This window comes from Burkholderia sp. BCC1640 (genome assembly GCF_902833125.1).
Classification (GTDB): Bacteria; Pseudomonadota; Gammaproteobacteria; order Burkholderiales; family Burkholderiaceae; genus Burkholderia; species Burkholderia diffusa.
The window spans coordinates 124,113-144,940 of record NZ_CADFEF010000001.1; the positions used below are offsets into that span (position 1 = coordinate 124,113).

At 67.2% G+C, this 20,828-nt stretch carries 17 protein-coding genes; 4 read left to right on the top strand and 13 right to left on the bottom strand.

Features of this window, described 5'->3' with window-relative positions; translation table 11 throughout:
- The first annotated feature begins 13 nt into the window (after positions 1-13).
- A complete protein-coding gene (gene acnA / locus HWX25_RS00585; RefSeq protein ID WP_059524704.1) occupies positions 14-2,731 on the top strand; it encodes an aconitate hydratase AcnA in 2,718 nt (905 codons plus the stop codon).
- Between the two features lie 119 nt (positions 2,732-2,850).
- On the opposite strand, the gene HWX25_RS00590 is transcribed toward acnA, so the two are convergent.
- The 3 genes from HWX25_RS00590 to HWX25_RS00600 are packed head-to-tail and all read right to left on the bottom strand — an operon-like array spanning position 2,851 to position 4,027.
- Positions 2,851-3,279 (bottom strand): DUF1801 domain-containing protein, encoded by a 429-nt coding sequence (locus tag HWX25_RS00590; protein ID WP_175906464.1) that lies wholly within the window; start codon positions 3,277-3,279, stop codon positions 2,851-2,853.
- The gene (locus HWX25_RS00595; RefSeq protein WP_175906466.1) at positions 3,276-3,707 is read right to left on the bottom strand and encodes an SRPBCC domain-containing protein; all 432 of its coding nucleotides are present in this window, start codon (positions 3,705-3,707) and stop codon (positions 3,276-3,278) included. The genes HWX25_RS00590 and HWX25_RS00595 overlap by 4 nt, the downstream gene beginning before the upstream one ends.
- Positions 3,704-4,027, bottom strand: a complete 324-nt coding sequence (locus HWX25_RS00600; protein ID WP_059524698.1) for a metalloregulator ArsR/SmtB family transcription factor — start codon at positions 4,025-4,027, stop codon at positions 3,704-3,706. Before HWX25_RS00600 ends, HWX25_RS00595 begins: the two co-directional genes overlap by 4 nt.
- A gap of 700 nt (positions 4,028-4,727) precedes the next feature.
- Here HWX25_RS00600 and HWX25_RS00605 point away from each other — a divergent pair.
- On the top strand, positions 4,728-6,467 hold the full coding sequence (locus HWX25_RS00605; RefSeq protein ID WP_175906468.1) for a S53 family serine peptidase: 1,740 nt from the start codon (positions 4,728-4,730) through the stop codon (positions 6,465-6,467).
- 82 nt (positions 6,468-6,549) lie between these two features.
- Here HWX25_RS00605 and HWX25_RS00610 read toward each other — a convergent pair whose 3' ends face one another.
- The 5 genes from HWX25_RS00610 to HWX25_RS00630 all read right to left on the bottom strand — a co-directional run bounded on the left by HWX25_RS00610 (position 6,550) and on the right by HWX25_RS00630 (position 12,669).
- Complete coding sequence (locus tag HWX25_RS00610) at positions 6,550-7,977, bottom strand: MFS transporter (protein ID WP_063888579.1); 1,428 nt, start codon at positions 7,975-7,977, stop codon at positions 6,550-6,552.
- A gap of 241 nt (positions 7,978-8,218) precedes the next feature.
- Positions 8,219-9,055 (bottom strand): ABC transporter permease, encoded by an 837-nt coding sequence (locus HWX25_RS00615; RefSeq protein WP_059525632.1) that lies wholly within the window; start codon positions 9,053-9,055, stop codon positions 8,219-8,221.
- 37 nt (positions 9,056-9,092) lie between these two features.
- Positions 9,093-10,349 carry an ABC transporter permease gene (locus tag HWX25_RS00620; protein ID WP_175906868.1) on the bottom strand — a complete coding sequence of 419 codons (1,257 nt, stop codon included), beginning with the start codon at positions 10,347-10,349 and terminating at the stop codon, positions 9,093-9,095.
- Between the two features lie 102 nt (positions 10,350-10,451).
- Positions 10,452-11,498 (bottom strand): ABC transporter substrate-binding protein, encoded by a 1,047-nt coding sequence (locus tag HWX25_RS00625; protein ID WP_175906470.1) that lies wholly within the window; start codon positions 11,496-11,498, stop codon positions 10,452-10,454.
- A gap of 79 nt (positions 11,499-11,577) precedes the next feature.
- Positions 11,578-12,669, bottom strand: coding sequence for an ABC transporter ATP-binding protein (locus HWX25_RS00630; RefSeq protein WP_059818783.1), 1,092 nt, complete (start codon positions 12,667-12,669; stop codon positions 11,578-11,580).
- A gap of 107 nt (positions 12,670-12,776) precedes the next feature.
- On the opposite strand from HWX25_RS00630, the gene HWX25_RS00635 reads away from it, so the two are divergent.
- Positions 12,777-14,300: a PLP-dependent aminotransferase family protein gene (locus HWX25_RS00635; protein ID WP_059524690.1), complete on the top strand. Its 1,524-nt coding sequence runs from the start codon at positions 12,777-12,779 to the stop codon at positions 14,298-14,300.
- Between the two features lie 9 nt (positions 14,301-14,309).
- Here the strand turns inward: HWX25_RS00635 and HWX25_RS00640 are convergent, their stop codons facing one another.
- The 5 genes from HWX25_RS00640 to HWX25_RS00660 form a co-directional block, all read right to left on the bottom strand.
- Positions 14,310-15,344: a lipase secretion chaperone gene (locus HWX25_RS00640; protein ID WP_175906472.1), complete on the bottom strand. Its 1,035-nt coding sequence runs from the start codon at positions 15,342-15,344 to the stop codon at positions 14,310-14,312.
- A 3-nt stretch (positions 15,345-15,347) separates the two neighbouring features.
- Positions 15,348-16,442: a triacylglycerol lipase gene (locus tag HWX25_RS00645; RefSeq protein WP_175906474.1), complete on the bottom strand. Its 1,095-nt coding sequence runs from the start codon at positions 16,440-16,442 to the stop codon at positions 15,348-15,350.
- 236 nt (positions 16,443-16,678) lie between these two features.
- Positions 16,679-18,811, bottom strand: a complete 2,133-nt coding sequence (locus HWX25_RS00650; protein WP_175906476.1) for a TonB-dependent copper receptor — start codon at positions 18,809-18,811, stop codon at positions 16,679-16,681.
- 83 nt (positions 18,812-18,894) lie between these two features.
- Positions 18,895-19,263, bottom strand: coding sequence for a DUF2946 domain-containing protein (locus HWX25_RS00655; RefSeq protein ID WP_175906478.1), 369 nt, complete (start codon positions 19,261-19,263; stop codon positions 18,895-18,897).
- A 155-nt stretch (positions 19,264-19,418) separates the two neighbouring features.
- The gene (locus HWX25_RS00660) at positions 19,419-19,955 is read right to left on the bottom strand and encodes a cytochrome b (RefSeq protein WP_059818778.1); all 537 of its coding nucleotides are present in this window, start codon (positions 19,953-19,955) and stop codon (positions 19,419-19,421) included.
- 232 nt (positions 19,956-20,187) lie between these two features.
- Between HWX25_RS00660 and HWX25_RS00665 the strand changes: the two genes are divergently transcribed.
- Positions 20,188-20,826 (top strand): Pr6Pr family membrane protein, encoded by a 639-nt coding sequence (locus tag HWX25_RS00665; RefSeq protein WP_244135215.1) that lies wholly within the window; start codon positions 20,188-20,190, stop codon positions 20,824-20,826.
- Positions 20,827-20,828 lie beyond the last annotated feature (2 nt).

The window sequence follows — 20,828 nt, forward strand, 5'->3', positions numbered from 1 at the left end:
CAGGAAAATCACCATGGCCCACAATCTCCACAAGACCCTCAAGGAATTCGACAGCGGTTCCGGCAAAGGCAAGTTCTACTCGCTGCCGCAGCTCGGCAAGGAACTGAAGACGAAGATCGAACGCCTCCCGGTGTCGATCCGTATCGTGCTCGAGTCCGTGCTGCGCAACTACGACGGCAAGAAGATCACCGAAGAACACATCGAGCAACTCGCGAACTGGAAGCCGACCGCGAAGCGCGTCGACGAGATTCCGTTCGTGGTGTCGCGCGTCGTGCTGCAGGACTTCACGGGCGTGCCGCTGCTCGCCGACATCGCGGCCATGCGCGGTGTGGCAGAGCGTTCGGGCAAGAACCCGAAGAAGATCGAGCCGCTGGTCCCGGTCGATCTCGTCGTCGACCACTCGGTCCAGATCGACTACTTCCGCCAGAAGGACGCGCTCGACCTGAACATGAAGCTGGAATTCCAGCGCAACAACGAGCGCTACCAGTTCATGAAGTGGGGCATGCAGGCGTTCGACACGTTCAAGGTCGTGCCGCCGGGCGTCGGCATCGTCCACCAGGTGAACCTCGAATATCTCGCGCGCGGCGTCCACAAGAAGGCGGACGGCGGCGACACCGTGTACTACCCGGACACGCTCGTCGGCACGGACAGCCACACGACGATGATCAACGGCATCGGCGTGGTCGGCTGGGGCGTGGGCGGCATCGAGGCGGAAGCCGGCATGCTCGGCCAGCCGGTGTACTTCCTGACGCCGGACGTCGTCGGCGTCGAGCTGAAGGGCAAGCTGCGCGAAGGCGTAACGGCCACCGACCTGGTGCTGACGATCACCGAAATGCTGCGCAAGGAGAAGGTCGTCGGCAAGTTCGTCGAGTTCTTCGGCGAAGGCACGAAGTCGCTGTCGCTGCCGGACCGCGCAACGATCGGCAACATGGCGCCGGAATACGGCGCGACGATGGGCTTCTTCCCGGTCGACGAAAAGACGATCGACTACTTCGAAGGCACGGGCCGCACGAAGGCGGAAATCGCCGCGTTCGAAAACTACTTCAAGGCCCAGAAGCTGTTCGGCATTCCGAAGGCCGGCGACATCGACTACACGAAGACGGTGACGCTCGACCTGGCAACGGTCGCCCCGTCGCTGGCCGGCCCGAAGCGCCCGCAGGACCGCATCGAGATCGGCAACGTCAAGTCGACGTTCACCGACCTGTTCTCGAAGCCGGTCGCGGAAAACGGCTTCGCGAAGAAGGCGGACGACCTGAACGCGCAATACACGACGAGCAACGGCGTCGACGTGAAGAACGGCGACGTGCTGATCGCCGCGATCACGTCGTGCACGAACACGTCGAACCCGAGCGTGCTGCTGGCCGCCGGCCTGCTCGCGAAGAAGGCCGTCGAAGCCGGCCTGACCGTCGCGCCGCACATCAAGACGTCGCTCGCGCCGGGATCGCGCATCGTCACCGAATACCTGACGAAGACGGGCCTGCTGCCCTACCTCGCGAAGCTCGGCTTCGAAGTCGCCGCCTACGGCTGCACGACCTGTATCGGCAACGCGGGCGACCTGACGCCGGAACTGAACGAAGCGATCACGAAGAACGACATCGTCGCGGCTGCGGTGCTGTCGGGCAACCGTAACTTCGAAGCGCGCATCCACCCGAACATCCGCGCGAACTTCCTCGCGTCGCCGCCGCTGGTCGTCGCCTACGCGATCGCCGGCAACATCACGCGCGACCTGATGACCGAGCCGGTCGGCAAGGGCAAGGACGGCTACGACATCTACCTCGGCGACATCTGGCCGACCAGCGATGAAATCCACGCGCTGCTCAAGTTCGCGCTCGACCCGAAGAAGTTCGAGGACAACTACTCGAAGCTGACCAAGAAGGGCGACCTCTGGAGCAAGATCGAGGGCGAAACGGGCCAGGTCTACGACTGGCCGAAGTCGACCTACATCGCCGAGCCGCCGTTCTTCGGCAACGACTTCTCGATGGAGCCGGCAGCGTCGATCCCGACGGTCAAGGGCGCGCGCGCACTGGGCATCTTCGGTGACTCGGTCACGACCGACCACATCAGCCCGGCAGGCTCGATCAAGGAAGACTCGCCGGCAGGCAAGTGGCTGAAGGAGAACGGCGTGCAGAAGGCCGACTTCAACAGCTACGGCTCGCGCCGCGGCAACCACGACGTGATGATGCGCGGCACGTTCGCGAACGTGCGGATCAAGAACCTGATGATCCCGGCGAAGGCGGACGGCACGCGCGTCGAAGGCGGCCTGACGATCCACCAGCCGAGCGGCGAACAGCAGTCGATCTACGACGCGGCCATGCAGTACGTCGCGGCCGACACGCCGACCGTCGTGTTCGCAGGCGAAGAGTACGGCACGGGCTCGTCGCGCGACTGGGCCGCGAAGGGCACGCAACTGCTCGGCGTGAAGGCCGTGATCGCACGCAGCTTCGAGCGGATCCACCGCTCGAACCTGGTCGGCATGGGCGTGCTGCCGCTGCAGTTCAAGGGCGCGGACAGCGTCCAGTCGCTCGGCATCACCGGTGAAGAGACGTACGACATCGAGGGCCTCGGCGACGACTTCAAGCCGCAGCAGGACGTCACGCTCGTGATCCACCGCAAGAACGGCGAAGCGACCCGCGTGCCGGTGCTGCTGCGCATCGATACGCCGATCGAAGTCGACTACTACAAGCACGGCGGTATCCTGCCGTTCGTGCTGCGCTCGCTGCTCGCAGCGTAAGCGTCCTGCTTTTGCAGGTGCCGCAGCCGCCTCGCGGCGGTTGCGGCCGATTTGGATGCCCGACCTCGTGTCGGGCTTTTTTTATGCGCGCGCGGCGGGAGCGCGATGTCGGCAGTACGTCATGCGGCCTTGTCGCCGCGTGCCTTGGCCCCCGCCCGCACGTTCTTCTTCAGGTGCGCGCGGTTGTAGTCGATCGCCGCGCGAACGAGGCGCTTCAATGCCCGCTTGTCCAGCTTGTCGCCTTCGAGGAAATCGATCGCGCGCCGCGCATTGCCGTCGAGGCCGGCATTGAACAGCCCGTCGGGATCGGGCAGGTGCGCGCCGTGCATGAACGTGAGCTTCACCTTGCCCTTGTGCGCGTTCGCGACCGCGATCATCCCGTCGCACGACCACACCGGGCTGCCCATCCATTTCCATTCCTCGACGATGCCGTCTTCGGCGGCAAGGATCGTCTCGCGCAGTTCGGCGAAGGTCTTGCCTCGCCAGTCGGCGATTCCCGCGATCAGCGCGTCGATGCGTGCCGACGGCTCCAGGTCCGATGCGCTCATGCCCCGGCCTCCGGTTCTCCATCGGGCCGCGCCAGCACCTGTTCGAGCGATTCGAAGAATCGCACCCACCCGTGCTGCGCCCCGCGATACGCCTGTTCCTGATCCGCGCGGAAGCCGGCCTGCTCCATGCGCAGCAGCGTGCCGGCCGGTGTCGGCGTGAGCGTCCACGTGACGACACTTTCCAGGCCATACGCGGCCCATGTATAGGACAGCACGCGCTGCGGCTCGATCGTCAGCACCGTGCAGTCGACCGAACCCCAGTCGGCGCGGAAGCTGAATGCACGGCCCGCGACGGGTTCGAAGTCGCTCTGCATCAGCCACGCCTCGATCAGGTGCGGTTGCGTGAGCGCACGCCAGATCTTCTCCGGCGGATACGACAGTTCCCGTTCGACGACGACGGTACGCGTTTCGGTAGTGGCCTGGTTCATTGATCCATCCTTTTGAGCAGATCTTCGAGAGCGTCGAACCGGTTCTGCCAGAAGCCGGCCATCTGGCTGGTCCAGTCGATCAACGGCGTCAGCGCCTGCGGCTGCGCGCTGTAGTGCGTCTGCCGGCCTTCGTGACGGTCGCTCACGAGCCCGGCCTGCTTCAGTACGCCCAGATGCTTCGATACCGCCGGCTGCGACACGCCTGCATGGGCCGTAAGCGCGGCGACCGTCAACTCGCCCTCCTCGCACAGCCGCTCGAAGAGCGCGCGGCGCGTCGGATCGGCCAGTGTTCTGAAAAGCAGGTCGTGAGCGTCGTGCATGTTCGAATCAATAACCCGATGGTTATGGGTTGAAGCATAGCCGGCGAACGATACGCGTCAAGGAGGAATTTCGTGCGTGACGTCGTTCGATCCCGCAGTGTGCTCGTTCGCCGGCGCAGGCCGAGCGGCAACGGAACCGCTGGCGACGGACATCCGGCGCGCGCCGAATCGGCGCCATCGTTCGCATTCGAGCATTTCCTCTAATCCGCTCGCCCGACCCGTGAACCGAAAGCACGCTGCAAGACTCGGCAACGCGCTGTTCCACAGTTCGGGAAACGCTCGCGATCGACCGGCCCCGTTTCTGTGCATCCGCGCATCGCGGCATCGTCGCGTTGGCGTCATGGCGACGCTTGACCACATAGTGCAACGCGCGACGCGCCGACGCCCCATCACACGCAATGCGCTTTCGCGGCGATTCGCTCCGCAATCGCGCGCATTCCGATACCGCAACGAACGAGTCGTGCGTGCAAACGTCGTCGACCGCAGCGCGATCGCGTCGCGAACCGGTTCCCTTCGGCGGCACCGATGCCGCGTGCGTCGACGCCGCCGCGCATGCGCGCGAACCCGCCGATGTCAGAACTGACAGCTATGGAAACTGGCAGCTACCTGAACGGCATCGACGCCCTACGCTCGTCACCGCTCGCGGCCCCACAAGGGCCGGGGGCTCCAGCAACGTCGTCTCTCCTAAAAAGGACTCCCGATGAAAAGGAACGCCTGGTTTGCCCTCCCCCTTCCGTCGCCCCGCCGCCTCGCGTGCGCGTGGCCGCTCGTGCTCGCCGCCGGCGCGGCGCATGCGACGACGGACTGGGTCGACACCCACACGAAGGCCTTTCTGACCGGCCCGCAACTGATGGCGCGCAGCGCGGCGCCGTCGCTCGAACTCGCGGCCGGCGAGACGACCGACGTCGTCGTCAGCCTGAAGCTGCGCAACGCCGCGCAGCTCAAGCAGCTCGCGCACGACGTGAACCGGCCCGGCAACGCGCATTACCGCCAGTACCTGACGCACGAGCAGTTCCTCGCCAGCTACGCACCGACCGACGCCCAGGTGAAGTCGGTCGTCGACTATCTGCGCAAGAGCGGCTTCGTGAACATCGAAGTGGCGCCGAACCGGCTGCTGGTATCCGCACGCGGCACGGCCGGCACGGTGAAGACCGCGTTCAACACGTCGCTCGTGCATTTCCAGTACGCGGGCCGCTCGGGCTTCGCAAACGCGTCGACCGCGCAGGTGCCGCGCGCGCTCGGCGACGTCGTCGGCTCGGTGCTCGGGTTGCAGAACGTCGCGCGCGCACGGCCGATGCTGCGCATCGGCAACGTCGCGAAGCCGCAGGCACTCGCGGCCGGCACGGCCACCGGCCACTATCCGAAGGAATTCCCGGGCCTCTACAACGCGACCGGCGTGCCGACCGCGGCCGGCGTGACCGTCGGCATCATCACGATCGGCGGCGTGTCGCAGACGCTGCAGGACCTGAAGCAGTTCACGTCGAGCAACGGTTACGGCACGGTCACGACCCAGACCGTCAAGACCAACGGCACCGGCACGAGCGGCAGCTACAGCGACGACCAGGACGGCCAGGGCGAATGGGATCTCGATAGCCAGTCGATCGTCGGCTCGGCCGGCGGCCAGGTCGGCAAGCTGGTGTTCTACATGGCGGACCTGAACGCCGCCGGCAACACGGGGCTCACGCAGGCATTCAACCGCGCGGTGTCGGACAACACCGCGAAGGTGATCAACGTTTCGCTCGGCTGGTGCGAAACCGACGCGAATGCGGACGGCACGATCGACGCCGAGGAACAGATCTTCACAACGGCTGCCGCGCAGGGCCAGACGTTCTCGGTATCGTCGGGCGACGAAGGCGTCTACGAGTGCAACAACCGCGGCTATCCGGACGGCGCGAACTACACGGTGTCGTGGCCGGCCGCGTCGCCGCACGTGCTCGCGATCGGCGGCACGACGTTGTACACCACGTCGGCGGGCGCATTCTCGAACGAAACGGTGTGGAACGAAGGCCTCGACGGGAACGGCAAGCTGTGGGCCACGGGCGGCGGCGTCAGCACGGTCTTGCCGGCGCCGGCGTGGCAGTCGGGCAGCAATCGTCAGTTGCCCGATGTATCGTTCGACGCCGCGCAAAGCACGGGCGCATACATCTACAACTACGGCCAGTTGCAGCAGATCGGCGGCACGAGCCTCGCCGCGCCGATCTTCACCGGTTTCTGGGCGCGTCTGCTCGCGGCGAACGGTACCGGTCTCGGCTTCCCGGCCGGCAAGTTCTATGCGGACGTTCCGTCGAACCCGTCGCTCGTGCGCTATGACGTCGTGTCGGGGAACAACGGCTATCAGGGGTATGGCTACAACGCGGGCACCGGCTGGGATCTGACGACCGGCTTCGGCAGCCTGAACATCGCGAACCTCAACAAGCTGATCCAGACGGGCGGCTTCTGAGCGTGATGCGAAGGCCGGCGCGCGGCGGTCGTTCGCCGCGCGCCGGCCGGGAAACTCGCGGGCAGCGGGCGCGGACGGAACGCTACTCCGTCGCCGGCTCCTTCGCCGGCGTCGCCGCGACCGATGCGACCGGCGCACCGGCCCGATGCGACGGTGCGAAGAGCCGCAGCCCGCTCGCGACGCTCGCGGCACCGGCAAAGCCCGCACCGAGCATCAGTGCGAGCGTCGGCCCATGACGCCCGGCGATTCCGAACGACAGCGCGACGAGCGCCGCGCCGGTCGCCTGCCCGATCAGCCGCGCGGTCGCGATGATGCCGCTCGCGCCGCCACTGCGCTCGGGCGGCGCGCTCGACATCAACGCCTTCAGGTTCGGCGACTGGAAGAAACCGAAGCCCGCGCCGCACAGCATCATCCGCCAGCCGATGTCGACGACGTTCGGCGCCGCCGGCAGCGCGGCGAGCGACACCATTCCCGCGCTCAGCAGCGCGAGCCCGATCGCCCCCAGCAATCCGGGCGGATAGCGATCCGAAAGCCGGCCCGCGATCGGCGCGGCGAGCGCGACGATCGCCGACCATGGCGTCATCAGGAAGCCGGTCTCCACCGCGTCGCGATGCAGGACGGTTTCGAAGTAGAACGGCAGCGACACGAACGCGAGCCCCTGCGCGGCGAACGCGCACACGGCCGTCAGCGCGGACAGCGTGAACACCGGCCGGCGGAACAGGTCGACCGGCAGCATCGGCGCCGGGTGCCCGGCCTGGCGGCGGATCAACAACGCCCCGAACGCGAGCGCGACCGCGGCAGCCGCGAACACGACGGACAGCGGCCCGCGCTGCGCGAATTCGCCGAGCGCGAAGATCAGCGATGCGAACGTGATCACGTTGAACAGCGCGGCGAGCGGATCGAACGCATGCTTGCCGCGCGCCGTCTGCGGCAGCGACGGAATCGCCACAGCAAGCGCGAGCACGCCGAGCGGCACGTTCACCGCGAACAGCCACGGCCAGGCGGCCACCGACAGGATCAGCGACGCGATCGTCGGCCCCACGGCGAACGACACGCCGACGACCAGTGCGTTGAAGCCGACGCCGCGCCCGAGCCGGTGCGCGGGAAACAGGTTGCGGATCAGCGCGACGTTCACGCTCATGATCGCGCTCGCGCCGAAGCCCTGCACGATCCGCGCCGCCGTCAGCTGCGGCAGCGTCGCCGCGAGCGAGCAGCCGAGCGACGCGAGCGTGAACACCGCGAGGCCCGCGACATACACGCGCTTGTGACCGACGATGTCGCCGAGCGACGCGAACGGCAGCAGCGTCGCGACCATCGCGAGCTGGTAGGCGTTGATGATCCACACCGACGCGGCCGGCGACGCGTGCAGGTCGGTGGCGATCGCGGGCAGCGCGGTGTTCGCGATTGCCGTGTCGAGCGTCGCGAGCGCGACGGCCAGCAGCACGGCGGACATCGCGCGCCAGTTGACGGCCGGCTCCCGGGCGCCGGCAGGGGATGCGAATTCGGACAAGATGAGGCTCGACTGACGAGCGACGCGCAGCGTCGCGGATTGAGCGGCGCGGCACCGGGCGCCCCTGCTGCAAGAACGGAACGCGCGGCACCGCGAGCCGTATTGTTGCAGAGCCGCATCGAACGTGCAGGCGACCGCGTCGTCAGTCAGCGAAACGAAAGCTTCGGCGCGCCGCGTCGAGTGTGAGGCATCGTTGAAAACGCAACGATCGACGGTGCACCGGACGCTGCGCTTCCGGCCGTCACGACACCGCGCGCCGCGCGTTGCGCCCGCGCAGCCATTCGAGCGCGAGCAGCAGGCTCGTCGAGAAAATGATCAGGATCGTCGCGAGCGCGGCGATCGTCGGGCTGATGTTCTCGCGAATGCCGGTGAACATCTGGCGCGGCAGCGTCGTCTGATCCGCGCCCGCGAGGAACAGCGTGACGACGACTTCGTCGAACGACGTCGCGAACGCGAACAGCGCACCCGACATCACGCCCGGCGCGATCACCGGCAGCGTCACGCGGAAGAACGTCGTGACGGGATTCGCGCCGAGCGACAGGCTCGCGCGCACCAGGTTCTGGTTGAAGCCCTGCAGCGTCGCGGCCACCGTCGTCACGACGAACGGCACGCCGAGCGCCGCGTGCGCGGCGATCAGCCCCGTGTAGGTATTCGCGAGCCCGAGCGGCGCGAAGAACAGATACATGCCGACACCGACCACGACCACGGGCACGATCATCGGCGACAGCAGCACGGCCATCAGAAGCCCCTTGCCGCGGAAGTCCGCCTTCGTGAGGCCGATCGCGGCGAGCGTGCCGAGCACGGTCGCGACGACGGTCGCCGACGGCGCGACGATGAAGCTGTTCTTCGCGGCCATCCGCCACTCGTCCGACGCGATCAGGTTCTCGTACCAGCGCATCGAGAAGCCCGGGATCGGATAGACGAGGAACGTGCTCGACGAAAACGACAGCGGCACGATGGCGAGCACCGGCAGGATCAGGTACAGCAGCGTCAGCACGACGAGCACGCGCAGCGCGACGTACCACGCGCGCTCGACGAACGACATGTGCGGCGCGAACAGCGGCCTGGCGAGTTTCATGGTCGGCATCCCCTTCCCGTTTCGTTGTGCGCGGCGCTCAGCCGAGGCTCACGTTGGTGCGCGTGAAGCGCCCATATACCGCATACAGCACCAGCGTCGCCGCGAGCAGCAGCCCGCCGAGCGCGCACGCCATGCCCCAATTGATCGTCACGTTCGTGAAGTACGCGACGTAGTAGCTGACCATCTGGTCGTTCGGCCCGCCGAGCAGCGCAGGCGTGATGTAGTAGCCGATCGCGAGAATGAACACGAGCAGGGCGCCGGCGCCGACGCCCGGATAGGTCTGCGGCACATATACACGCCAGAACGCGGCGAACGGATGGCTGCCGAGCGACACGGCCGCGCGCTGGTAGGTCGGCGGGATCGACTTCATCACGCTGTAGAGCGGCAGGATCATGAACGGCAGCAGGATGTGCGTCATCGAGATGTACACCCCGACGCGGTTGAACAGCAGCGTCAGCGGATGCGAGATCAGCCCGCTGCCGATCAGCGCCGTGTTGATGAGCCCTTCGCTCTGCAGCAGCACGATCCACGCGGCGACGCGCACGAGCACCGAGGTCCAGAACGGAATCAGCACGAGGATCATCACGAGGTTCGCGCGGCGCTCCGACAGCGTCGAGATCCAGTACGCGAGCGGATAGCCGAGCAGCAGCGCGAGCAGCGTGACCGCGACGCCGATTACGAACGTGCGGCCGAAGATCGCGAGATAGATCGACTGATCGGGATCGGCCTGCACGATCCGGCCGAAGCCGTCCTGCTTGTGGTCGAGCGCGGCGAGCAGGTAGAACGGCGACATCTGGCTGCCGTTCTTCGCGATCGACTGCCAGTACGCGACGTCGCCCCAGCGCGAATCGAGATCGATCAATTTCGCGCGCGTTTGCGCGGGCGTCAGCGCCGCGTCGTTGTCGCCTTTCAGCGGCATCGCGCGCGCCGTCTTCGCGACGAGCGAGCGGTAGCCGGGAATCTCGGTGTTCAGGCGCCGCGCGAGTGCGCCCATCGCCTCGCTGTCGGCGACCTTCGTCATGTCGGCCGCGAGCGCGGCATACGCGGCGTCGGCCGGTGGCGCCTTGCGGTCCCAGCCCGACAGCGCGGCGATCGTGTTCGGCAGCGCGGTCGCGATCTCGGGGTTCTGCACCGCGCGCGTGAGCAGCGTGCCGATCGGCACGACGAAGATGAGCAGCAGGAAGATCGCGAGCGGCGCGATCAGCAGCAGCGCCATCGTGCGCTTGCGGGCCTCGGCTGCCTTCAGCTCGCGCTTGAGCGCAGCTGTCGACGGCGAGGAAGGAGCGATCGTCATCGTGTTCAACGGTTCTCTCCGGCCGGGCTCGATCCGGCGGAATGCCGCGCGACGCAGTCGATGCGCCGCGCGGCAGGTTGCATCAGGACACCTGAGTAGCGGTTACTTCGTCGCCCACGCGGCGAAACGCTGCTCGAGCTCGTCGCTGTGGTCGGTCCAGAAGCCGATGTCCTCCAGCACCGCGTTCTTGCCGTTGGCCGGCGAGTTCGGCAGGTTCGCGAGCGTCTTCGCGTCGAGCGACTTGATCGCCGCGATGTTCGCGGGGCCGTACGCGATGTGCTGCGCATACCCTTGCTGCGGCTTCGGCGTCAGCGTGTACGCGATGTACTGCTCGGCCAGCGCCTTGTTCGGCGAGCCCTTCGGAATCGCCCAGTAGTCGAGGTCGTAGATGCTGCCGTTCCACACGACCTTCAGGTTCTTGCCTTCCTTCTGCGCGGCATCGATACGGCCGTTGTACGCGGTCGACATCACGACGTCGCCGGCTACCAGGAACTGCGGCGGCTGCGCGCCCGCTTCCCACCACTGGATGTACGGCTTCAGCTCGTCGAGCTTCTTGAACGCGCGGTCCTGGCCGGCCTTCGTGCCGAGCACCTTGTACACGTCCTTCGTCGCGACGCCGTCGGCCATCAGCGCGAACTCGAGGTTGTAGCGCGCGCCCTTGCGCATGCCGCGCTTGCCGGGGAATTTCTTCACGTTCCAGAAATCGGCCCAGCCGGTCGGCGCGGTCTTCAGCTTGTCCGCGTTGTACGACAGCGCGGTCGACCACACGAAGAAGCCGACGCCGCACACCTGCGGCGATTCGGGAATCAGGTCGGACTTCTTCGCGATCTTCGACCAGTCGAGCTTTTCGTACAGCCCTTCGTCGCAGCCGCGGTTCAGGTCGCCCGATTCGACTTCGACCACGTCCCAGTTGACGTGCTTCGCCTCGACCATCGCCTTCACTTTCGCCTGCTCGCCGTTGTACTCGACGGCCGTGACCTTGTTGCCGGTCGCCTTCTCGAACGGCTGGTTGAATGCGGCCTTTTGCGCGTCGCCATTCGCGCCGCCGAAGTTGACGACCGTGAGTTCGGCCGCCGAGGCCGATGCGCCGACGACGGCGAGCGCCAGTGCGAGCGCGGTGCGACGCGCGGTAGAGCTTGCTCCGTTCATGATGGTTCCTCTCCTCTCGTGGTGGAAGTGGGCAGTTGTTGTTGACGACGTGCTGCGATAAAAGCGGGAAAACCCTGCGTCAGGCGAATACGCGCAGATGCTCGGGCGCGAATGCGAGCGATACCGGCGCGCCGGGCGAGAACGCGTCGAGCGCGCCCGTGCCGAGCGGCACCTTCACGAAGCATTCGTCCTGGCCCGGCAGCGCGCAGCGCATGCGCACGTGATCGCCGAAATAGATGAGACTGCGCGCCTCGCCGTTCACGCGGTTGGCGGTGCCGTTCGCGTGGCCGTTCGCGAGGCTCATGCGTTCGGGCCGGATACATGCGACGGCCGGCGCGCCTTCGGCCGCGTCGCCGATGCGGCGACCGACGAGCTGCGTGCCGTCGTCGAGGCGGAATTCGCAGAATTCGCCGTCGACGCGCGCGATGGTGCCGCGCAGCCGGTTGCTGTCGCCGATGAAGTTCGCGACGAATTCGTTGCACGGCGATTCGTACAGGCGGTCGACGGTATCGAGCTGCTGCACGATGCCCTTGTCGAACACCGCGACGCGATCGGACATCGTCAGCGCCTCGCCCTGGTCGTGCGTCACGTAGACGAAGGTCACGCCGAGCTTCTCGTGCAGCGCCTTCAATTCGTACTGCATGTGTTCGCGCAACTGCTTGTCGAGCGCGCCGAGCGGCTCGTCCATCAGCACGAGCTTGGGCTCGAACACGAGCGCCCGCGCGAGCGCGATGCGCTGCTGCTGGCCGCCCGACAACTGCGCCGGATAGCGTTTCGCGAAACGCTCCATCTGCACCATCTTCAGCGCATGCGCGACGCGCTCCGCGCGCTCGGCCGGCGGCAGCTTGCGCACCGACAGCGGATACGCGACGTTCTGCTCGACGGTCAGGTGCGGAAACAGCGCGTAGTTCTGGAACACCATGCCGATGTTGCGCTTGTGCGGCGGCACGGTGTTCAGCAGTTCGCCGTCGAGGCGGATCTCGCCGCCCGTCGGAAACTCGAAGCCCGCCAGCATCATCAGGCAGGTGGTCTTGCCCGAGCCGGACGGCCCGAGCAGCGTCAGGAATTCCCCTCGGTGGATGTCGAGGTCGAGCGATTTGACGACCAGCGTCTCGCCGTCATAGGTCTTCCGCACGCCGCGAAAGCTGACGATCACATCATCGGACTTCATCGTGGCTGTCCCCTTGCTGCGCGACAAACGTTTTTGAGATGGGCCCACTATACGGTGCGTACGGTTCTACAATAGGGAACCATTTCAATATTCCTAGTAGGACCACTTTGGATACCGTGATCCTGGCCGACTGGCTCTCCGCCCGTCTCGACCGCAGCTCGTCCGAGCCGATGTATCGGCAGTTGCTGCAACTGATGCAGCAAGCCATTCTTACCGGGGAATTAGGGCCAGGGACGAAGCTACCCAGTTCGCGCACCCTCGCGGCAGATCTGTCGATCGCGCGCAATACCGTGCTGCACGTGTACGACCAGTTGACGGCCGAAGGCTATGTGCTAACGACGACCGGCAGCGGCACCTATGTGGCTGACACGCGCCCGGACGCGGCCGCGATCCGCGTGCCGGGCGCCGCGCCGCCGCCGTCCGACGCCGGTGCGGCGGCGCAGCAGGACGCACAAGGCGACCTGTCGATGCGTGGCCGGCAGTTGATCGAGCATGCGGGCGTGTCGCGGCGCCAGTGGGGCGCGTTCATGCCGGGCGTGCCGGATGTGTCGGAATTCCCGAGCCGGACATGGAGCCGCCTGCAGGCGCGCCTGTGGAAAGAGGCGAATCCCGAGTTGCTGACCTATTCGCCGGGTGGTGGCTACCGGCCGCTGCGCCGTGCGCTCGCCGACTACCTGCGCGTCGCGCGCTCGGTCAAATGCTCGCCGGACCAGGTGATCATCACGACCGGCATCCACCAGTCGATCGACCTCGCGGTGCGGCTGCTGTCCGACATCGGCGATCGCGCGTGGGTCGAGGAGCCGTGCTACTGGGGCGTGCGCAGCGTGCTGCAGGCAACCGGCCTCGCGCTCACACCGGTGCCGGTCGATCAGGAAGGCATCGATCCGAGCGCGAGCGACATGCAGCATCCGCCGCGGCTCGTGCTCGTCACGCCGTCGCACCAATATCCGCTCGGAATGGTGATGAGCCTTGCACGGCGCCGGATGCTGCTCGAGTACGCGCGCCAGCACCGCTGCTGGATCATCGAGGACGACTACGACAGCGAATTCCGCTACGGCAGCCGCCCGCTTGCGTCGCTCCAGGGGCTCGACGACGGCGGCCGCGTGATCTACGTCGGCAGCCTCGGCAAGATGCTGTTCCCGGGCCTGCGAATGGGCTACATGGTCGTGCCGGAGCATCTTGTCGACACGTTCCGCACCGGGTTGTCGGAACTGTATCGCGAGGGCCAGCTGATGCAGCAGGCCGTGCTCGCCGAATTCATCATGGACGGGCACCTGACTTCACACGTCAGGCGAATGCGCACGCTGTACGGCGAGCGCCGGCAATTGCTGATCGATGCGATCCACGCGCGCTTCGGCGACGCGCTGCCCGTGATGGGCGACGAGGCCGGCCTGCATCTGGTGCTCGGCCTGCCCGACACGTGCGACGATCGCGCGGTCACGCAAAGCGCATTCGACGCGGGGGTGATCGTGCGTCCGCTGACCAGCTACTACAGCAACCTCGACACCGCGCGGCGCGGGCTGCTGCTCGGCTATGCGTGCGTCGCGCACGAAGGCATTGGCCCCGCGTTCGACACGCTCGCGGCAACCATCGAACAGCATCTGCCGCGGCACTTCACGCGCGCGGCATGACCGCGTGCGTCACTGCGCGGCAGCCGTGCCGCGGTCGAGCGACGCCGCGCGCATCGCTTCGCCGGGCTTCGTGAACATGCGCTGCCGCAGCGCAGCGATCTGCGCGTCGCGATCCTGCGGCGACAATCCGGCCGCGCCGATCTGCGCACGCTGCGCCGCATAGTCGGCGTAGCGGCTCTGCCACGATGCGTCGTCCTGCTGCATCTGCGCGACGCGCGCGGCGGCTTCCGGGCCAAGTGTCTGCGTCAATTGCGCGCGCATTGCGTCCGGCGTCGCCCCGCTCTTCTGCAACTGCGCGATCCGGTCGATCGCGGCCTGCTGCCGATCGGCCTTCTGCTGTGCCGCGCGTTCGTCGGCGGGCATCTGCTGCGCGAGCGCCGCGAGCCGCTCCGCCTTCTGCGCATCCGTCAGCGTGCGGTCCTGCGCAATCTTCAGGCGCGCGAGATCGTAGCGTTGCCGCCACTGCTCCGAGCCGAAGAACGGCTGGCTCCAATCGCCGAGCGTGCGCGACGCGATCGACGCGCGCTGATCGAGCGCGAGCTGCAGCGCACTGAGATCGGACTTGTCGACCGCGCCCGCCTCCGGCAGCTTCGCCAGCGCGTCGAGATACGCGCGATATCGATGCCAGACGTCGAGCGCCTCGGGTTGCGCCGCCGTGCCGTCGAGCTGTGCGGCGATCTCGCGCACGACGAGCGCATCGAGCGCCGCCGCGTTCAGGTCGCTGCGCGCGGTCAGGCAGTAGTCGAAGAAATCGCGCACGGCCCGCGCCTTCGCGAGATGGCCGCCGGCATCGAGCGGCAGCCTCGGCGCACTGGAACCGGCGAGCGGCGGCGGCAGGCCCGCGCTCGCGGGTAATGCGGCCTGCGGCGGTGCGACACGCGTACCGCCGAGCACTGCCGCATCGGCCGCCGCATGCGTCGCGTCGGCGCCGCGATGCGATGCCGTGCCGCTCCAGATCGCGACGCCGGCAATCGCCGCCAGCCCCACCGCGCCATAGACCGCTACGCGCCGCGCGAGCGGCGCGCGTCCTTCACGTGCCGTCATCGATCACACGCCCGCGAGCTTCAGCCGGTTCGCATGCGTGCGGATCACCGCGACCGGATCTTCCGCATTCGCGCCGCGCACGCCGAGCAACTGGTTGATCTCGTCGAGATGGTTCCACTTGTAGCTCGTGCTCAGCACCTTCCCGTACAGCGCACTGCACTTCGACACGAGCCCGTCGTTCTGGCCCGAGGCGCGATTGATCATCACCGTGCCCGTGCCGAACAACGCAAGCGTCGACAGGTCCAGCGCGTTCGCCGGGTCGATCAACGGAATCGTGCTGGTGTCCGTCGCGCCTGTCACGCCGAACGCGGAGACGGTCGGCTGGATCGCCGTGCCGGCCCACGAATACAGCAGGTGCGTATTGCCACCGACGGTTTCCGTCGGCGCACCCGTCTGGCAGCTGCCCGGCGCGCCGAGGCCCGCGCTCGGGTAATTCTGGTTGTACGTGGCGGCCTGGGAAGTCGTCAGCGTCTTCAGTGCGGCGAGCGCGTCCTGGTTGGCGTTGTTGCTGCTGCTCGTCAGGATACCGAACACATTGGCGAACGCCGCGATCACCGACGACGACAATCCGGTCGGATCGTAGGCGAGCACGCCCTGCACGAAGTCGGCGAACTCCGAGCCGCGATGCGGCGTGCCGATCGTCGTCACCGACGCGACGAGATCGGGCGCGACGGCCGCGACGTACCGCGACGTGAGGCCGCCCTGGCTATGACCGACCAGGTTCACCTTGGTCGCACCGGTCGCGGCGAGCACCGTCTTTACGTAAGCGAGCAGTTGTTCGCCGCGCCCGTTCGGCCCGTCGTCGCTCTGGAACCCCGACAGGTTCGCGACGTAGACGGTCGCGCCATGCTGCTGCAGGTCCTCCTGGATGCCGTACCAGTACTCGAGCACGCCCGCGTACTTGTCGGTGCCGGTGAGCCCGTGCACGAGGAGGATCGGATAACGCGTCGCCGCGTAGTCGTCCGCCGGCGCGGTTGCCGCCATCGCCGCGTGCGTCGTTGCGAGCGTCATCAGCGCGGTCGTCCCCGCGAACGGCGCGACGCTCATCGTGCAAGCCACTGCCCCTGCCACCACCCTGGAACGCATCGATCTGGCCATGTATGTTCTCCTGATTATTGTGCTGCCGGTGCGAATGAGATCGGATCGACGCGCACGGCAGGTCGCGAACGGGACGGTCGCGGGCAACGTGTGCGTCGAGTACAGGAGTGAATCACGAGTCGCGAACGTTTGCGCCCTGACTAGATACGGTTCTCTAATCGGTTGACGCGACCCGCCCATTCGGGCGGGGCTGCATTCACGCGTGCGCATGCTGCATCGCACACGCGCGCCGCGCGTTACAGCTTCGCACTCACACGCACCCATGCCGTGCGCCCCGGCTCCATCACCGGCGCGTTCGCCGGATAGCCGAAGCCCGCATTGCCGGCGAGGTTCAGATGCTCGGTGTAGGCCTTGTTCAGCACGTTGTCGATGCCGACCGAGATCTGCACCTTCTTGCTGACGTTGTACTGCACATGCAACGACAGCACGCCGAATCCAGCGCTCGGACCGAAGTCCTTGCCGACCACGTTGCCTTCGTTCAGGGCATAGCGATGCTGCGGTGCAACGACCCGCCACAGGCCGCCGGCCGACCATGCGCCGCGCGTGTATTCGAGCCCGAAGCGCGCCTCGAGCGGCGGCATCTGCGGCAGCGGATCGCCGCTCGTCGCGTTGCGCCCCCACGCATACGCGAGCGACGTCTCGACGCGCAGCGGTGCGACCGGCCGCCACGACACGCCGGCTTCGCCGCCCATGATCTGCGCGTTGACGTTGGTCGCCTGCGTGGTCGGACCCATCATCCCGGCCGCGTAGTTGAACAGGATGTAGTCCTGCACATATCCCGCGTAGGCCGACACCCACGCATCGAACCGGTCGCTCTTGTACTGCGCGCCGATGTCGAGCTGCGTGGTCTTCTCCGGCTGCATCGCCGAGAACGCGTTGATCGAACCGGCCGGCCCGCGCTTCGCGGAGAACAGCTCCCAGTAGTCCGGATAGCGTTCCGCGTGGCCGATCCCCGCGTACCATGTGACCGGTAGCGCGGCGAGATCGCGCTCGTACCGCACGAAGCCGCTCGGCAGCACGCGCGCGCGATCGTCGTCGAAGGTCGGGTTCGGCTTGCTCGACATCATCCCGCGCGTCGTCGCACGCTTGTCGCGCGCGCTCGCGTAGTCGACCCGCGCGCCGCCGATCACGCGCGACGCATCGCTCGCATACCACGTCAGCTCGCCGAACGCGCCGGCGTTCCACATCGTCGCCTGCGCATCCCACGGCTGGTCGCCGTAGTTCTGTCGCCCCATCGCCGAGCGGGCGTCGAGCCGGTTCGACTGCGCATCGACGCCGGTCACGAGCTTGAAATCGTCACCGAATCGGAACGTCGCGGCCGCCCGCGCACCAAGCGTGCGGCGCCGCACCTCGGATGCCATTCGCATCGGCATGCTGCTGGTCGGATCGGGTTGCCGCAGCGTGTAGTTGTCCATCACGTGGTCGGCTTCGTTGTAGTACACGCGCGCTTCGATCCGGTCGAGCACGTCGCCGAGATGCCGCTTGTCGAACGACAGGCCGAACGTCTCGCGGCGGAAATGCGCGCCGTCCATCCCGCGCCCCGCGTAGCGCGCATAACCGTCACCGGTGCCCGCCGTCAGTTCGACGCGCGTGTGATCGTCGGGCGTCCAGCCCAGCGCCGCGTCAGCGTTCCACTTGTCCCATTGCGACGGCACGGTGTTGCCGTTGCCGTCCTCGTAGTCCTGCGCATGCGCATGGTTCGCGATCACGCGGCCGTAGACGTCCGGCGTGCCGGCCGTCACGTCGACGTTCTGATCGTTGCGGCCGAACGATCCGCCGACCACGCTGCCGTCGAAGCGCATGCCGGGCCGCTCGAAGCGCGGCGTCACGCGTTCGAACAGCACGGTGCCGGCCGATGCGCCGGGGCCGTACAGCACCGTCTGCGGGCCCTTCACGACGGTGACCTTGTCATAGCTTTCCGGCGCGATGTACGAGGTCGGCGCATCCATCCGGTTCGGGCACGCGCCGAGCGTCGGCATCCCGTTCGCGAGGATGTTCAGCCGCGACCCGAACATCCCGCGCAGCACGGGGTCGCCGTTGGTCCCGCCGCTGCGGATCGACGTGAAGCCGGGAATCGTCTTCAGGTAGTCGGCACCGTCGCTCGCCGGCAGCGGCTGGCGCGGCGTCTTCGGATCCGTGACGACGACGAGCGGCGTCGTCAGCGGCGACGCTACGACTTCGACGGGCGGCAGCAGCACGGCCGCGTCGTCCGTCGGCGCACCGGCGGCCTGCGCGGATTCGGTCGCGGCCGCGGCGGCGGCCATCGCGCCGACGGCCAGCGCGGGAACGGTGAGTTTCAGCATGCGCGGCACGCGCCTCGCACGGGAATGGCGCGCCGCCCTCGGCGCGCGCAAGGAAAGAATGGTCATGGTCGAAAGCCCGAGTGACGCCCTCCACGCGGCCTCGACGGACCGCACGGATATCGGCGATGAATGGAACGGAAGACAGCGCGTCAGGCGCGCTCGGGCGGTGCGCGTGGGTACGCGCGCGGATAGCAGTCGGCGCGTGCCGCGACCGCATGCGGCGCGGCGGCGGAAACGGCATCAGGGGGGACGAAGGCGAACGATGCGGCGGCCGCGCCGCCGATCGCGTGACTGTGCGCGAAGAAGCCGCAATAGCCGCACGCATCGAGATGCAGTGCATGGTCGTGCGCGCGGCCCGCATCGGGCGCGCGGTGTGCGCCATGCTCTGCACTACAGACGATTGAGTCGGGGGCGGCCGCCTGCGCGATGCGCCACTGCGACACCAGCGGCGCCGCGATCGCGAGCCAGATCGCGAACACGCCGAGCCAGGCGGTCAGGTGACGATGTCGGTGCAGCATGCGCGGCGATGCGTAAGCGGAATGTAAAAGCAGCCGAGATGTTACAGAATGTTCGCCGCGATGGCCAGTCGCGCATCGTGGTAAACGAACCGGGGCGCATGGTTGTCGATACAACCATGCGCCCCCGGCTGCTGCGCGGCTTCAGCGCGCGGCCATCACGGTGCCATGCGTCGCAGCACGTCGTCGCGCCGGATGAAGTGATGGTAAAGCGCGGCCAGCGCATGCAGGCCGATCACGAAGTAGAACGCGTTACCGATCAGTTCGTGCGCTTCCTTGATCGTCGGCCGCAGCGCCTTGTCCGGGCCGAACAGCGTGAACGACACGCCGATCCAGTCGAGCGACACGGGCTTGCCGCCCATATTGACGAGCATGATGCCAAGCAGCGGCTGCGCGATGATGAATACATACAGCGCGAAATGCGCGAGCTTCGACAGCCACTTGAGCAGCGTCGTCTGCGGAATGGCGTCCGGCACGCGGCTGATCATGCGCCACAGCACGCGCAGCACCGACAGCACGAGCACGAAGGTACCTGCCAGCAAGTGCACGTTCATCCAGAACACGCGACTGTCGCTGCCTTTCGGGCCGCGAATCTCGATGGCCAGGTAGGCCAGCGCCACCAGCAGGAAGATGGCCCAGTGGAAGAAGATCGCGGGTGAGCTGTAACGCGTCTGTTTCGCGAGGATGTTTTTCATGCTGTGTCTCGTAATTTCTCGTGTGGTATGCGGGGCCGCCACATGCCGCGGCTGACGGCGCCCCGGCGGTTGCCCCGATTGTAGCCTCACGCGCGACCGGCGTTGTCCGGCCGGATCAAATATCCGAGGAATCCGTGCGGCCCGTCCACTGGCCCGCCATATGGAAAGTCCGAATCGCGCGTGCCCGCCGCTGTGGCAGGATGAAGCTTTGGTGCGACGTTGCGCGGGCATCATGAGCAAAGCGTTCTTCGTTGCGGCCTACCGGCTGATCGCCGCGTTGCTCGCGGTGTCGACCACGCTGCACAGCGTCGCCGGCTACTGGGGCATGCCTGCCTTCCATCTCGGCGACTACTTCAGCTACTTCACGCAACTGAGCAGCCTCTATGCCGCGGCCATGCTGGTCGTGGGGCTGTCGCGTGTCACGCGTCCCGGCTCGGCGCGCTACGAATCGATGCGCGGCGCCGCCGTGCTCTACGTGCTGATCACAGCGATCGTCTACGAACTACTGCTCGCGCGGCTCGATGCGTTGCGCCACGTCACGCCGGCCCTCAACAACTGGGTCCTGCACCGGATCGTGCCGCTCGTGGTGCTGTGCGACTGGCTGTACGTGGAACCGCGCTCGCCGATCGCGTGGCGCAGCGCGTTCGCGTGGCTCGGCTTTCCGGTCGTCTATCTTGGCTATACGCTCGTGCGCGGCGCGCTGGAGAACTGGTATCCCTATCCGTTCGTCGATCCGCGGCCGCACGGGTACGTGCCGGTCGCGATCCAGTGTTCGCTCATCGCGCTCGGCGCGGCGGGACTCGCGCTGGGCATTCGCTGGCTCGGCAATCATGCGAGGCAGTCCGGCACCGCGGAGCTCAAGGAAGGGTGAAG

Excerpts from the sequence above, each read along its gene's own strand:
- acnA (WP_059524704.1), top strand. The coding sequence starts at position 14 with ATGGCCCACAATCTCCACAAGACCCTCAAGGAATTCGACAGCGGTTCC.
- HWX25_RS00590 (WP_175906464.1), bottom strand. The coding sequence starts at position 3,279 with ATGAGCGCATCGGACCTGGAGCCGTCGGCACGCATCGACGCGCTGATC.
- HWX25_RS00595 (WP_175906466.1), bottom strand. The coding sequence starts at position 3,707 with ATGAACCAGGCCACTACCGAAACGCGTACCGTCGTCGTCGAACGGGAA.
- HWX25_RS00600 (WP_059524698.1), bottom strand. The coding sequence starts at position 4,027 with ATGCACGACGCTCACGACCTGCTTTTCAGAACACTGGCCGATCCGACG.
- HWX25_RS00605 (WP_175906468.1), top strand. The coding sequence starts at position 4,728 with ATGAAAAGGAACGCCTGGTTTGCCCTCCCCCTTCCGTCGCCCCGCCGC.
- HWX25_RS00615 (WP_059525632.1), bottom strand. The coding sequence starts at position 9,055 with ATGAAACTCGCCAGGCCGCTGTTCGCGCCGCACATGTCGTTCGTCGAG.
- HWX25_RS00620 (WP_175906868.1), bottom strand. The coding sequence starts at position 10,349 with ATGACGATCGCTCCTTCCTCGCCGTCGACAGCTGCGCTCAAGCGCGAG.
- HWX25_RS00625 (WP_175906470.1), bottom strand. The coding sequence starts at position 11,498 with ATGAACGGAGCAAGCTCTACCGCGCGTCGCACCGCGCTCGCACTGGCG.
- HWX25_RS00630 (WP_059818783.1), bottom strand. The coding sequence starts at position 12,669 with ATGAAGTCCGATGATGTGATCGTCAGCTTTCGCGGCGTGCGGAAGACC.
- HWX25_RS00640 (WP_175906472.1), bottom strand. The coding sequence starts at position 15,344 with ATGACGGCACGTGAAGGACGCGCGCCGCTCGCGCGGCGCGTAGCGGTC.
- HWX25_RS00645 (WP_175906474.1), bottom strand. The coding sequence starts at position 16,442 with ATGGCCAGATCGATGCGTTCCAGGGTGGTGGCAGGGGCAGTGGCTTGC.
- HWX25_RS00650 (WP_175906476.1), bottom strand. The coding sequence starts at position 18,811 with ATGACCATTCTTTCCTTGCGCGCGCCGAGGGCGGCGCGCCATTCCCGT.
- HWX25_RS00655 (WP_175906478.1), bottom strand. The coding sequence starts at position 19,263 with ATGCTGCACCGACATCGTCACCTGACCGCCTGGCTCGGCGTGTTCGCG.
- HWX25_RS00660 (WP_059818778.1), bottom strand. The coding sequence starts at position 19,955 with ATGAAAAACATCCTCGCGAAACAGACGCGTTACAGCTCACCCGCGATC.
- HWX25_RS00665 (WP_244135215.1), top strand. The coding sequence starts at position 20,188 with ATGAGCAAAGCGTTCTTCGTTGCGGCCTACCGGCTGATCGCCGCGTTG.